Here is a 13,591-nt window from a genome sequence, read left to right on the forward strand (position 1 = left end):
TCGTCGCGTTCGTTCAGTCGTGCCGGAACCAACGAAAGACGTCACTTCGCTCGTCTTTCGAGTTTCAGACACGCCTTCGCACGTTCAGTCGTGTCTGAAGCTCCGCTGACCCGTAAACGCCATCGCGATCCCGTGTTCGTCCGCGGCCTCGATCACGTCGTCGTCGTTGACCGAGCCGCCGGGCTGGACGACCGCCTCGATGCCCGCCTCGGCGGCCTCCTCGATCCCGTCCGGGAACGGGAAGAAGGCGTCCGAGGCCATGACGGCGCCCTCGGCGTTCTTCCCCTCGGCGTGCTCGTCGGCCTTCATGGCGGCCAGCCGGACTGCGTCGACGCGTGAGACCTGTCCCATGCCGATGCCGACCGTCTCGGTGCCGTCCGCAAAGAGGATGCCGTTGGACTTGACGTGCTTGAGGGTCTGCCACGCGAAGACCATCGACTCGAGTTCCTCGTCGGTCGGCTCGCGCTCGGTGACGACCTCGAGGTCGTCGACGGAGATGGACTGCAGATCGCGCTCCTGGACCAGTCGACCGCCCACGAGCGGTTTCTCGGTGAAGCGTTCGGTGCGCTCGCCGAGTTCACCCACGTCGAGGACGCGCAGATTGTCCTTCTCGAAGAGGACCTCGAGGGCGTCGTCGGTGTAGCCGGGGGCGACGACGACCTCCTTGAACGAGTCGATGATCTGTTCGGCGGTCTCGGCGTCGCACTCGCGGTTCAGGGCGACGATGCCGCCGAAGGCGCTCATCGGGTCCGTCGAGAGGGCCTTCTCGTAGGCATCGGCCAGCGAGTCGGCGGTCGCACAGCCGGCCGGATTCGTGTGCTTGATGACCGCGGCGGCGGGCTCGTCGAACTCCTTGATCAGGTTGAGCGCGCCGTCGGCGTCGTTGTAGTTGTTGTACGACAGCGCCTTCGCGCCCTCGTTGAGCTGGTCGGCGTGGACGACGCTGGCCTCGTCCGTCGTGTAGTCGGTATAGACCGCCGCGTCCTGATGGGGGTTCTCCCCGTAGCGGAGGGTGTCGGCGCGGTCGTTCGAGACGAGCCGGCGCAACGGGAGACCGTCGTGGTCCTCGTCTCCGACGGTCGCCACGTCGCTCTCGACGGCGACCTCGCCGGCCTCCGTATCCACGTCGACCGCGCCCTCGGCGAACCACTTCACCGCACGCGGGTACGCGCGGAACTCGCCCTCGTAGAGGACCCGCTCCTTCAGCGTCTCCTCGTCGTCGCCCTCGTAGACCGGAATCGGCTCCTGGGTGACGATCGGCCCGGCGTCGACGTCTTCTTCGACGACGTTTCCGTCCCCGTCGGTCGCGTCCGTGACGACGTGGACCGTACAGCCCGTCACCGAGACGCCCTCCTCGAGCGCGTCGCCCCAGGCGTCCATCCCGGGGAACGCGGGCAGCAAGGCGGGGTGGACGTTCAGCGTCGTCGGCGCCTCGGAGAGGAACGTCTCCGAGAGGATGCGCATGTACCCGTCCAGACAGACCAGCTCGAAGTCGTACTCCGAGAGGGCCTCGAGCACCGCTTCCTCGTGCTCGCTCCGACTCATGTCGTCCTCGAGCGGGACGACCTCGGTCGGGATCCCGCGCTCGGCGGCGGCCTCGAGCACCGGCGCGTCCGCGTCGTTCGTGAGGACGACGGCCAGTTCGGCCCCGCCCGGGTTGCGATCGGCGATGTTCAACAGGTTGCGCCCTCGGTTGCCGGCCATCCCGGCGATTCGCGTCATGGTCGGAGTGGCGCCCGCGAACGGCAAAGTGGTTGCGGTCTCGTTCCCTCGAGTATGCACGTACGTGTATACTTATGCCGATATTACCAGGGCGGGGCGGCGATCTATGCACGCTCGTGGCCCCGAGCGGGTCGCGGTTTCGATACCCTTTTTCGCCATCGTTGCGGACGGACTACTATGACCGACACCGACGCCCTGTACGCCGTCTCGCCGCTGGACGGTCGGTACAGCAGCCGGACCGCACCGCTGTCGCCGTACGCCAGCGAGGCCGCGCTCATGCGAGCGCGGGTTCGCGTCGAAGTCGAGTACCTCATCGCGCTCGCGGATCTGGAGGCGACGCCCCTCGAGTTCGACCTCGAGGAGCGCGAACACCTTCGGGGCCTCTACAAGCACTTCGCCGAGGAGGACGCCCGCCTGATCAAGAAACTCGAGACCGAGGGCCACGGCGAGTTCGAGGCCACCAACCACGACGTCAAGGCCGTCGAGTACTTCGTCCGCCACGAACTCCCCGCCGACAGCGACGCCTCGGCGTGGATCCACTTCGGGCTGACCAGCGAGGACGTGAACAACCTCGCCCACCGGCTGCTCGTCCGGGACGCCGTCGACGAGGTGCTCCTGCCCGAACTGTACGAGGTCCGCGACGCGTTGGCGGAGATGGCGCGGGAGTATCGGAACACTCCGATGCTGGCCCGCACCCACGGCCAGCCCGCGACGCCGACCACGTTCGGCAAGGAGATGGCCGTCTACGCCTCCCGGCTGGCCCGCGCGACGGGTCGCATCCGGCGGGCGACCGACGACCTGCGGGGGAAACTCGGCGGCGCGTCCGGAACCTACGCGGCCCATCACGCGGCCTACCCCGAGGTCGACTGGCCGGCGTTCGCGCGGGAGTTCGTCGAGGACGGTCTCGACCTCGGGTTCGAGCCCCTCACGACGCAGGTCAATCCCTGTGACGACCTCGCGACGCTGTTCGACGCCTTCCGCGGGGCCAACGACGTCCTGCTGGATCTGGATCTGGACATCTGGCTCTACGTCTCCGACCGCTACCTCGGCCAGGAGGCCGTCGAGGGCGAGACGGGCTCGTCGACGATGCCCCACAAGGTCAACCCGATCGACTTCGAGAACAGCGAGGGCAACCTCTCGAAGGCCAACTCGGACCTCACCTTCCTCGCCGACTACGTCACCACCTCGCGGCTCCAGCGGGACCTCTCGGACTCGACGGTGAAACGCAACATCGGCGCCGCCTTCGCCCACTGCCTGATCGGCTACACCAAGGCCGCCGCCGGCCTCGAGAAGGTCGTCCCCACCGAACAGGTCATGCGCGAAGAGCTCGAGTCGACCCCCGAGATCATCGGCGAAGCGGTTCAAACGATCCTCCGCCGAGAGGGCCAAGCGGACGCCTACGAGCGCGTCAAGGCCGTCACGCGGGGCAAGGACGTCACGATCGAGGACTTCCGCGAGATGTTCGACGACCTCGACGTCGACGAGGACGTCCGCGAGGAGCTGCTGGCCCTGACGCCGACGGACTACGTCGGCGTCGCCGACGGGCTGGTCGACGACCTCGAGTAACGAGGGTCGCCCACCGGGACCCACCCGACGTGTCAGTACCTATTTCTATCCGTAGTGGGTAGGGTCGACCGTGTCCTCGAGTCGATCGATCGCCGGGGCGGTTCCGGCGCGCGTCCGCGCCGTCGCCCTCTGTCTCGCCCTCGCCGTTGGCGGCTGGCTGACCGGCTACGCCGCGACGCTCGGCGTCCAGGGACAGGTGTTCGCGCTCGGCTACGAGGCCGAGGCGATCGTCCAGATCTCCACCTCGATCGCGTTCAACGTCGTCGGGGCCGGCGGCCTCGCGCTGACGTACCTGATCGTTCGCCGCAACGGATTCGACCGCGAGTTCACCCGCGCGTTCCTTCGACTTCGGAACCCCACGATCTGGGATCTGGCGTGGATCGTCCTCGGTCTGGTCGGGGCGTTTATCGTCGTCGTCGGCTACCACGGCCTCGTCGAGTACGTCGATCCGTTCGGCACGGGCGGCGAGGGCGAGACCCACTCGAGCATCGAGCAGAACCGCAACCATCCGGTGCTGTTTCTGGTCGGCATTCCGATCGCGATCCTCCTGACCGGGCCCGGCGAGGAACTGCTCTACCGCGGCGTCGTCCAGTCGCGGCTGGGCGAGGCGTTCCCGACGCTGCTCGCCGTTCCCCTGTCCGCGCTCGTCTTCGCCACCGTCCACCTCCCCGTCTACATGGGCGAGGAGTTCGGGGCCGTCCTCGTGAGCCTCGGAACGGTGCTGGTGCTGGGGCTCTACCTCGGCACGCTGTACGAACTCTCCGGCAGCCTGCTCGTTCCGGCGCTGATCCACGGCTGCTACAACGCGGTCGTCTACCTCTCGAACTACCTGACGTACGCCTGAGATCGGACGCCAGGACCGAGAAGTTCGGGTCGTCCTCAGCGATTTCGATTCCTTGTAACTCGAGTCCGGGGTCGAAGATCAAATTCCGTTGCGCTCGACGACTCGAGTCCTGCTGCGGCCAATATCGATTCCCGCTGCCGCCGACCCGCTCACGGCGGCGCGCCGTCCGTGCGTCCTTACCGTTCGTCGGCGGGTTCCTCGCGAGACGGCTCGGCGTCGCCGTCCCCGTCGTCGGCCGCGTCGGCGTCCCACTGCCAGCCGCCGACGGTCCAGTTCTCGTCGTCTCCGACGATGTCGATCTCGTCCCGGCCCGAATCGTCGTCGCCGTCCTGCTCGAGGACGGCCCCCGTCTCGTCCGCCCACGACCGTTCCTCGCGGTCTGTCGACCGTCCGGCAGATTCGTCTCCGCCGTTCCAGATCGCGGCGGACGGCGATCGGTCCGATTCGGTCTCCCAGCCGCCGCTCGAGCGACCGGTCGCCGACCCTGCAGTCGACTCGCCGACCGCGCCAGCGCCGAACAGGCGCTCGTCGACATCGAACCGAAGTCGCGCGACGGCCCCGATCGCGACGGTCGCCAGCCCCATCGCCACCAGCGCGCCGAACACGGGAACGAGTTGGCTTGCGCCGAGGACGACGGCGCCGCCGACGACCGCCGGAACGAGCGACGCCGAGTCGCTGCGCCGTCGAGCGAGTCGGTCGCCGATCGCGACGGCCCCGAGACAGCTACCGACGACCACGGCGATTCCCCAGACGAACAGTCCTGGCGCTGCGACGACCGCTGTCAGCGCAGAGACCGCCGGGTGTTCGACCGTCATCGACAGAATCAGCGGCAGCGTCACGACGACGAGCAGTCCGAACAGGCCGAGAAATCCGGCGGCGAACGAGAGATCCGGCCGCTCGGCGATGTCGTCGCCGACCGTTCGCGTAACCGACGAGGCGGCGGCCAGGAGAACGACGCCGACGAGGAGCGCGACGATCGTTGTCCCGAGCGGGAGCCAGAACGGGCGCGGAACGACGGCGCCGACACTCGAGGCGGCGAGGGAAGTCGTCCCGTTCGGGCCGACGGCGGCGAGGGCGGGCGGAGCGAACGCGGTTTCGGGGGCGACGGCGAGGGGAGACACGTGCGTATACGGATAGGTGTGGCAGTATCGACAAAAAACGCCCGATCGGATCGGTCTCGGTTTCACTCGGCCGGAGCCGCTTCTCGCGTCCCGGTCGCTCCCCGGCTGGCTACGCGACGAGCGTCCGGAGTGTCTCCTCGAGCGCTCGCGACGCCGTCCGCACGGCGTCGACGCGGACGTACTCCTGCGGGGCGTGGGCGACCGCGCCCTCGTCGTCCGCGAGCACGCCGGGACCGAAGACGACCGTCGGCGCGTCGGCCGCGAAGTAGGAGGCCTCGGTCGCGGCGGTGAACGGGCGCACCTCGCCCCCGGACGCGTCCGCGAGGACGTCGACGATCTCGGCGTCAGGGTCAGTGTCCCAGGCCTCGAGGAACGGCGTCGGCCGGTCGGTAAAGCGGAACTCGACGCCGACGTCGTCGGGAACGGCCGCCTCCAACTGGTCGGTCAGCGCAGCGTGGAACTCGTCGGCCGTCTCCGGGGGCACGCTGCGGCGATCGATTGTCAGCGCGCAGTCGGCCGGCACCTGGTTCGTGGCCTCGCCGCCCTCGACGACGGTCGGCGTTAGCGTCGCGGCGCCGAGTTGGGGGTGCTCGGGCGGCGCGTCGTCGCGCTCGCCGAAAGTACGAATCGCCGCGAGGACGGACTCGAGGGCCGCGACCGCGTTGGTGCCGGTCTCCGGTTCCGCGGCGTGGGCGTTGGCTCCCGTCAGGTGGATCGTTCCCTGAAACCGGCCCTTCGCGGCCGTACAGACGTCAAGATCGGTCGGCTCGCCGACGATCACGGCGTCGGCGTCGCGCGTCGGCGAGTCCTCGCCCGTCACGAGTTCGTAGGCGCCCGTCGAGAGCACCTCCTCGTCCGGCGTGATCGCGAGCGTGACCTGGCCCTCGGTCGGGTCGACGGCGAAAAACGCCGCGAGCAACGCGGCGAGGGGCCCCTTCGCGTCGCAGGAGCCGCGGCCGCGGATCACGTCGCTCCCGCCGGCTTCGTCCCCGCTCTCGTCGCGCTCGAACGGGACGTGCGGCGAGACGGTGTCGATGTGCGTGTTCAGCACGACGTGCGTCTCGGCGTTGGCCGATCCGCGGGTCGCCAGCACGTTGCCGCCGTCGTCGATCCGAGGAGAGACGCCGCGGCTCTCGAGCGTCTCGCAGAGGAACTCGCGCATCGGACCGACGTCCTCGTGAGAGTCGTGCTGAACGGCCGTCTCGAGGAACTCGACGGGGTCGAAACCGGCGAACGCAGCGTCTTCGACCGCCGTCGAGCCGTCGTCCCCGCTCACAGTTCCGTCGGCGATCGGACGGTCACTTCGCCGTCAAACTCGTGTTCGACGGGGCCGGCGAGCGTCGCGTTCCCGCGGTCGTTGAAACTCACGCGCAGATTGCCGCCCGGCGGATGGACGTCGACCGGGTCGGCGTCGGTGTGGCCGAGTCGGCGCGCGACGACGGCGATGGCGACCGCGCCGGTGCCACAGGAGTCGGTCTCGCCTTCCACGCCGCGCTCGTAGGTTCGCTGGTCGAAGCCGCCCTCGCCGTCGGAGCTGGCGAGCGTGACGTTCGTTCCGACGGGAAACGCGTCGGCATAGCGGACCGGCGGCGCGACCGTCTCGAGGTCGACGTTGTCGACATCGTCGACGAACGCGACGGCGTGGGGGACGCCGGTGTTGACCATCGTCACCTCGAGGCCCTCGATTTCCTCCTCGAAGACCTGCTCGTCGGCTCGGACGGGTACCTCGTCGGGGTCGAACGTGGGCGTGCCCATCTCGATGGTGATCCCCTCGTCCGTGCGGTCCGCGCGGAGGGTCCCCGCCTGCGTGTCGATCATGACGCTGTCGGAGTCGGTCTCCGCCATGGCCCAGTCGGCGGCACAGCGCGCGCCGTTGCCGCACATCGGAGCCGTCGCGCCGTCGGGCTGGACCAGCGTCATGATGACCCGCGGCGGGTGGAACCGCTCCTCCAGGGCGAGATAGAGGATGCCGTCGGCACCGACGCCGTCGTCGCGGTCGCACTCGCGTTCGGCGAGCGCGCCTCGATCGGGGACGTATTCGTCCGCTTGAATGATTAGAAAGTCGTTGCCGGTGCCGTGGTACTTCTGGAATGGGACGCTCATCGTGCTATCGTATATCGTGGTCGTTATGTGCTTCTCGGTTGGTATCCGCGTTCCGATTCCGACTCGGGTTTTCGATTGTCGGATCGGCCGCGTTCGTCTCGACTCGCGTTACGTCGTCGAACGTCTCGCGTCGGCGGGCGAGTCGGACCGCGTCGTCGCCGTCGCCGTCGATGACGACCGACGCGGGCCGGGGCCGGGAGTTGTACTGGTTGGCCATCTCGTAGCCGTAGGCCCCCGCGTTGCCGATCGCGAGCACGTCCGCGCGTCTGCTGGCCGGTAGTTCGCGGTCGGAACAGAAAACGTCGCCGCTCTCGCAGATGGGGCCAGCGATCGTCTGCGGGACCGTCTCGCGGCCGCTATCGGACGGTTCGTCGGTTTCGGCCTCGATGTCGGCGGTCAGATTCCGAATCGGATGGTAGGCGTCGTACATCGCGGGTCGCAGGAGCGTCGTCATCCCGGCGTCGACGCCGACCGCGAGGGTGTCGCGAGCCTCCTTGACGGTGTTGACCTCGGTCAGCAGGACGCCCGCGTCTGCGACGAAGTAGCGGCCGGGTTCGATTGTCAGCCGCGCGTCGACCTCGCCCAGCGCCTCGCGGGTCGCCTCTGCGACGGCCTCGAGGTCCAGCGGCGCCTCGTCCTCGCGGTAGGGGACGCCGAAGCCGCCGCCGACGTCGACGAACTCGAGGCTGCCGTCGAGCGCCTCGCTTGTCTCACGGGTCGCTTCGCTTCCCGTTCGACTTTCCGAGGCGAGTAGCGCCTCGTTCACTTCCCGCGCGAGATCGCCCATCCGCGCGACGAACGCCCGGTGATCGTCGAGTTGGTCGCTCGAGACGCCCGACCCGACGTGAGCGTGGACGCCGACGACGTCGAAGCCGCGGTCGGCGGCGTCCGCGAGCACGTCGACCGCGCGCTCGATCGGCACGCCGAACTTCGCGGCGGCGCCGGTCTTGACTTTCTCGTGGTGGCCGGCGTCGATCCCCGGATTCACGCGGAGGCAGAGCCGACCGTCGTAGCCGCGTTCCTCGAGGCGGTCGATCGTGTCCTCGGCGCCGACGGTGATCGTCAGTTCGGGGTGGTCTTCCCAGGCGTCGACGACCCAATCGAGGTCCCGCGCGGGCGGATTGACGGCCGTGTAGTGGATGTCCGCGCCCGATCCGCCGCCCCTATCGCTCGCCTCGGCGGCCGCGAGCGCGCGTTTCACTTCCCCGGCGGAGGCGCACTCGAGGCCCGCGCCCTCCTCGTGGAGCGTCTCGAGGACGTCCCCCAGCGCGTTGGCCTTCACGGCGTACATGATCTCGGCGTCGGGAAACGCCGCCGCGAGGCGTCGGTAGTTCTCGCGCACGCGCTCGAGGTCGAGCGCGTACAGCGGTGAGCCGTAGTCGCCGACCAGCGACTCGAGGCGCGTCGCGTCCCAGTCGGCGAGCCGGCGAATCGCCGGCGAGTCCGCGAGCGTACTCATTGTCACTCTCAAGTAACCGAGAGGATTCAAGCGTTTGGGTTCTCGTTCTCGGCTACTCTGCCTCGCGCGACGTTCGCTCGAGGATCGCTATACCGCTAACCGACTTATTCCCGGAGCGCGTCCTCGCGCTCGGTAGCCTCGAGCGTCTCCGTCTCGAGATCGGTCGCGACCACGGCGGGCTTGTAGGCGCCGCCGTCGAAGAGGTCGTGGTCGCTGATCGAGGACTCGACGAAGCGGGTGAACGCGCGCCGGTTCGCGGGCAGTTCGCCGTAGATGACCTCCTCGTCGACGAGGTCGTAGACGGGGATGCGCGGGGTCAGCAGCGTGTTCTCGCCGACGACGCTGTTCTCGCCGACGACGAAACCCGAGGTGACGCGACAGCCGGCGCCGAGCGAGACGTTATCCTCGACGATGACCGGCGCGTTCTCGACGGGCTCGAGGACGCCGCCGATCAGCGTATTCGCGCCGAGCTTGACGTTGTCGCCGATCTGGGCGCAGGAGCCGACGGTGTCACAGGAGTCGACGAGCGTGCCGTCGCCGACGTGGGCGCCGATGTTGACGAACGATGGACTCATCATGATACAGTCCGAGCCGATGTGAGCGCCCTGTCGGACGACGGTGCCGTCGGGCGTGTTGCGGCTCCCGCGGTCGCCGTACTCGCTCGAGTCGGCCAGCGGCAGGACGTCGTTGTACGTCGTGCCGCCGTGTTCGTACTGCTGGATCGACCGGAGGCCGAAGTTCAGCAGGATCCCCTGCTTGACCCACTCGTTGGCCTCCCAGGAGTCGCCCTGTTTTTCCGCGGCGCGGACCTCGCCGTCCTCGAGGGCATCGAGGAACGCCTCGAGGGTGGCGTATTCGTCCTCGCCGGCCGTCTCGGCGTTGACATCGTCGTTCTGGTACTGCGTCCACAGCTCCGAAATTTCGGTTTCGAGTGCGCTCATTCGCTGATCACGTCCGCGAAGTCGTAGCGACCCGCCTTTTGTCCAGCGATCCATACCGCCGCGTCGACCGCGCCCGCGGCGAAAACGCCCCGATCCTCCGCGCGGTGGGTCAGTCGGACCTCCTCGTGGTTGCCCGCGAGGACGATCTCGTGTTCGCCGGTGATGTCGCCGGCCCGCAGCGCGTGGACGCCGATCTCGCCCTCCTCGCGGGGCGCTTCGCCCTCGCGGCCGTGCGTGCGCTCGGAGAACTCGCCGTTGGCCTCGATCTCCTCGAGCAGCCGGTTCGCGGTCCCGCTGGGCGCGTCGCGCTTGGCGTTGTGGTGGGTCTCGACGAGTTCGACGTCGTATCCCTGTAAGTTCTGGACCGCCTCGCCGACGACGTTGACCAGCGCCTGCACGCCGCGGGCGAAGTTCGGCGCGTGGAGGACGGCGACGTCGTCGCCGGCGGCCTCGAGCGCCTCGCGCTGGTCGTCGTCGAAGCCGGTCGTCCCGGTGACGAAGGCGACGCCGGCGTCCGCGCAGGCCTCGACGTAGTCGACGGCCGACTCGGGGCCGGTGAAGTCGACGACGGCGGTGGGTTCGCGGTCGACGACCAGCGAGTCGAACTCGTCGGCCGGCTCGATCCCGACGCCGTCGACGGTCTCGCCGTCCGGCTCCCGGTTGACCGCGAAGACGACCTCGCAGTCGTCGCGCTCAGTGACGGCCGCGATCACTTCGCGGCCCATCCGGCCGGTCGCGCCGGTGACGCCGATCCGAACCGTCATCGATCGCCCTCCACTGCGGCTCCCTCGTCGCTCGCGTCGGTGGTACCGGCGCGGGTCGACTCGTCCTCGAGGTCTTCGAGGACGGCCTCGAGGTCCTCGCGGTACTCCTCGGAGAGGCGGGTCAGCGGCGAGCGCATGCGCGCGGGACCGTAGCCGCGGATCTCCATGGCCTCCTTGACCGGGATCGGGTTGGTCTCGACGAACAGGTGGCGGTACAGCGGCCCCAGCGTGTGGTGGAGCTCCTGTGCGCGCGCGTAGTCGCCGTCGAGGGCGGCGCCGACCATCGCGCAGGTCAGTTCGGGTTCGATGTTCGCACAGACGCTGATCGTTCCGGTGGCGCCGACGGAGATGGTCGGCAGCGTGAGCGCGTCGTCGCCCGAGAGCACCGCGAACTCCTCGTCGGTCGTGCGCTCGGCTATTTCGCCGATCTGGCCGAGGTCGCCGCTGGCGGCCTTGTAGCCCGCGATGTTCTCGTGGGCAGCGAGTTCGACCGCGGTGTCGGGTTCGATGTTGCGGCCCGTCCGCGAGGGGACGTTGTAGACGATCTGGGGCAGGTCGACGGCGTCCGCGATCGTTTCGTAGTGTTCGATCAGCCCGCGCTGTTCGGGCTTGTTGTAGTACGGTGAGATGAGCAGGAGGCCGTCGGCGCCCGCGTCGGCGGCTCGCTCGGAGAGTTCCAGCGCCTCGCGGGTGTTGTTCGAGCCCGTGCCCGCGATGACGGGGACGTCGTCGACGGCCTCGATGACCGCCTCGACGACCTCCACGTGTTCGTCGTGGGTCAGCGTCGCCGACTCGCCGGTCGAGCCGACGGGAACGAGCCCGTCGACGCCCGCGGCCTCGAGTCGCTGCGCGTCGGTCTGGAGCGTTTCGAAGTCGATCCGTTCGTCCTCGTCGAAGGGCGTACACATCGCCGGGAAGACGCCCGAAAGGTCGAGTGCTGTCATTGTCGTGTATTGTGGTCGTGTCGGTAGTGGCGTTTCGATCGTTCGTGATCGATCATCGTCGCTGGCGTGCGGACCGAGACCGCGCCCGAAACGGGGCTGCTACACCCGCTTCGAGCACTTTCACACACGTTTACGTTTCGAAAAACGAGGGGAGACGCCGCTCGAGACGGAGCCGATGGAGCGGTGAGCGACGTGGGGCATACCTGATTCACTGATCCGAACCCCCTTATCCGTTGCGTCTTCGGTCGGCGGCTATCCCCGCGGCGTACCAGCAGCTGATATGATCTTCCGCGTAATTTATCCCCGAGCGTTACATAGAATCGTCTATGACAGACTTCGGACTGAAACTTCGGATGGTCGTCGTCGGTACCATCCTCTTTGCCTTCTACGTCGGAGCAGCGACGTTTTTGGCCCTGCTATTCGGCGTCAGCCCGATCCTGATACTGCCCGCTGGGATCGTCATCCTCCCCGCGATCCAGTACAAACTCGGGAAGTGGATGGCGCTCAGAGGCGCCGAGGAGATGCCCGAGGACGGCCAGTACCGCGAGGTCCACCAGATGACCGAATCGCTCTCCCGCGACATGGGCGTCGACAAACCCAAGCTGATGGTGATGAACATGGGCGTCCCCAATGCCTTCGCCGTCGGCCGCAAGGGCGCCGGCGTCGTCTGCGTCTCGACGGAACTCATGCAGATCCTCGAGCGCGACGAACTCGAGGGGGTCATCGCCCACGAGATCGCCCACATCAAGAACCGTGACGTGATCACGATGGTCGTCGGCCAGTCCATCGGGATGATGGTCGGTTACGTCGCCTACTTCGCGGTCCTGATGGGCGGCGAGCGCAACATCGGCACCTGGATCCTCGCGATGGTCGCCTCCTCGCTAGCGAACATGCTGGTGATGGTCTTCGTGCTGGCCATCTCGCGGTACCGCGAGTACGTCGCCGACGAGGACGCCCGCCAGTACATCGGCACCGGCGAACCGCTGGCACGCGCACTCGAGAAGATTTCCAGCGGCGCGCAGGGACGCGAGTCCCAACTCGACGACAGCATGAGCGCGCTGTGTATCATGAACACCGACCGCGGCCTCATGGAGAAGCTGTTCGCGAGCCATCCGCCGACGGAGAAGCGCATCGAGAAGCTCCGCAGCTAACGATTCGCATTTCGCCGTCGACGCTGTTCTGATTTCTGTTCCCGATCCGTCATTGCTCTCGACCAGCGCACTCTGGACCGCTGGGTCTCCTCGCGGACGGTCGCCGTGGCGCTCGGCGCCAGAGACCGAGGACGATCACCGACTCGGTCGAGGCCCGGAACGCGATCCGCGGAACGCCGCGATTTTTACGGGAGCCCCGCACAGTGTGATCTATGACGGAAATTCACCCGGGCCAGCGCGTCGCCGTTCTCGTCGACGCCCAGAACCTCTATCACACGGCCCAGAGTCTGCACAGCCGCAACATCGACTACTCCGCGCTGCTCGACAAGGCCGTGCAGGACCGCCAGCTCACCCGCGCGATCTCCTACGTCATCCGCGCGGATTCGCCCGAGGAAGAGAGCTTCTTCGAGGCGCTGATCGACATCGGCTTCGAGCCGAAGATCAAGGATATCAAAACGTTCTCGGACGGGACCAAGAAGGCCGACTGGGACGTCGGGATGAGTCTCGACGCGGTGACGCTTGCCAACCACGTCGATACGATCGTCCTTTGTACCGGCGATGGCGACTTCTCGCGGCTCTGCTCGCACCTGCGCCACGAGGGCGTCCGCGTCGAAGTGATGGCGTTCGAATCCTCGACGGCCGAGGAACTCATCGCGGCGGCCGACTCCTTCGTCGATCTCGGCGAACGCCACGAGACGTTCCTCCTCTGAGAGCGGACTCCGCTCGCGTCAGAGCCGATCCGAGCGCCCTTTCCAGAGTCCGACTAACAGTGCGTACCCGGTAACGAGCAGCATCGCTCCCGTCAGAACGTATACGAACGGCCCGGAGACGAGCGTCGCCGGCCCGGCCAGCGTCAGGGTGCCAAAGAGGAACAAGGCGACCCCGAGAGCGATTTGCGTGGCGTCCATACGATACCGGAATTACTGAATCGAGTATTATAACGTTCGTCATTTTAGATAGTCGTGAAATCCAACAG

General features: G+C 67.7%; 13 protein-coding genes. 4 read left to right on the top strand and 9 right to left on the bottom strand.

Annotated features, from left to right (window positions below; genetic code table 11):
* Positions 1 to 84: 84 nt before the first annotated feature.
* Positions 85 to 1,722 carry a bifunctional phosphoribosylaminoimidazolecarboxamide formyltransferase/IMP cyclohydrolase gene (purH, locus tag EH209_RS10335; RefSeq protein ID WP_126662832.1) on the bottom strand — a complete coding sequence of 546 codons (1,638 nt, stop codon included), beginning with the start codon at positions 1,720 to 1,722 and terminating at the stop codon, positions 85 to 87.
* Between the two features lie 177 nt (positions 1,723 to 1,899).
* Here purH and purB point away from each other — a divergent pair, with 177 nt between their 5' ends.
* Positions 1,900 to 3,288 (top strand): adenylosuccinate lyase, encoded by a 1,389-nt coding sequence (purB, locus tag EH209_RS10340; protein WP_126662833.1) that lies wholly within the window; start codon positions 1,900 to 1,902, stop codon positions 3,286 to 3,288.
* Between the two features lie 70 nt (positions 3,289 to 3,358).
* Entirely contained in the window at positions 3,359 to 4,132 is a 774-nt protein-coding gene (locus tag EH209_RS10345) for a CPBP family intramembrane glutamic endopeptidase (protein ID WP_126662834.1), read from the top strand.
* Between the two features lie 176 nt (positions 4,133 to 4,308).
* Here EH209_RS10345 and EH209_RS10350 read toward each other — a convergent pair whose 3' ends face one another.
* The 7 genes from EH209_RS10350 to dapA form a co-directional block, all read right to left on the bottom strand.
* On the bottom strand, positions 4,309 to 5,253 hold the full coding sequence (locus EH209_RS10350) for a hypothetical protein (RefSeq protein WP_126662835.1): 945 nt from the start codon (positions 5,251 to 5,253) through the stop codon (positions 4,309 to 4,311).
* Positions 5,254 to 5,362: 109 nt separating this feature from the next.
* The gene (locus EH209_RS10355; protein WP_126662836.1) at positions 5,363 to 6,529 is read right to left on the bottom strand and encodes a M20 family metallopeptidase; all 1,167 of its coding nucleotides are present in this window, start codon (positions 6,527 to 6,529) and stop codon (positions 5,363 to 5,365) included.
* The gene (gene dapF, locus EH209_RS10360; RefSeq protein WP_126662837.1) at positions 6,526 to 7,356 is read right to left on the bottom strand and encodes a diaminopimelate epimerase; all 831 of its coding nucleotides are present in this window, start codon (positions 7,354 to 7,356) and stop codon (positions 6,526 to 6,528) included. The genes EH209_RS10355 and dapF overlap by 4 nt, the downstream gene beginning before the upstream one ends.
* 4 nt (positions 7,357 to 7,360) lie before the next feature.
* Complete coding sequence (gene lysA / locus EH209_RS10365; RefSeq protein WP_126662838.1) at positions 7,361 to 8,815, bottom strand: diaminopimelate decarboxylase; 1,455 nt, start codon at positions 8,813 to 8,815, stop codon at positions 7,361 to 7,363.
* A 104-nt stretch (positions 8,816 to 8,919) separates the two neighbouring features.
* Positions 8,920 to 9,756 carry a 2,3,4,5-tetrahydropyridine-2,6-dicarboxylate N-succinyltransferase gene (locus EH209_RS10370; RefSeq protein ID WP_126662839.1) on the bottom strand — a complete coding sequence of 279 codons (837 nt, stop codon included), beginning with the start codon at positions 9,754 to 9,756 and terminating at the stop codon, positions 8,920 to 8,922.
* Positions 9,753 to 10,520 (bottom strand): 4-hydroxy-tetrahydrodipicolinate reductase, encoded by a 768-nt coding sequence (gene dapB, locus EH209_RS10375; protein WP_126662840.1) that lies wholly within the window; start codon positions 10,518 to 10,520, stop codon positions 9,753 to 9,755. Before dapB ends, EH209_RS10370 begins: the two co-directional genes overlap by 4 nt.
* Positions 10,517 to 11,464 carry a 4-hydroxy-tetrahydrodipicolinate synthase gene (dapA, locus tag EH209_RS10380; RefSeq protein ID WP_126662841.1) on the bottom strand — a complete coding sequence of 316 codons (948 nt, stop codon included), beginning with the start codon at positions 11,462 to 11,464 and terminating at the stop codon, positions 10,517 to 10,519. The genes dapB and dapA overlap by 4 nt, the downstream gene beginning before the upstream one ends.
* Before the next feature lie 326 nt (positions 11,465 to 11,790).
* Here dapA and EH209_RS10385 point away from each other — a divergent pair, with 326 nt between their 5' ends.
* Together EH209_RS10385 and EH209_RS10390 are read left to right on the top strand one after the other, a co-directional pair.
* Entirely contained in the window at positions 11,791 to 12,615 is an 825-nt protein-coding gene (locus EH209_RS10385) for a M48 family metallopeptidase (protein ID WP_126662842.1), read from the top strand.
* A gap of 212 nt (positions 12,616 to 12,827) precedes the next feature.
* On the top strand, positions 12,828 to 13,325 hold the full coding sequence (locus EH209_RS10390; protein WP_126662843.1) for a LabA-like NYN domain-containing protein: 498 nt from the start codon (positions 12,828 to 12,830) through the stop codon (positions 13,323 to 13,325).
* An 18-nt stretch (positions 13,326 to 13,343) separates the two neighbouring features.
* Here EH209_RS10390 and EH209_RS10395 read toward each other — a convergent pair whose 3' ends face one another.
* The gene (locus EH209_RS10395) at positions 13,344 to 13,523 is read right to left on the bottom strand and encodes a hypothetical protein (RefSeq protein WP_126662844.1); all 180 of its coding nucleotides are present in this window, start codon (positions 13,521 to 13,523) and stop codon (positions 13,344 to 13,346) included.
* Positions 13,524 to 13,591 lie beyond the last annotated feature (68 nt).

Source organism: Haloterrigena salifodinae (assembly GCF_003977755.1).
GTDB lineage: Archaea > Halobacteriota > Halobacteria > Halobacteriales > Natrialbaceae > Haloterrigena > Haloterrigena salifodinae.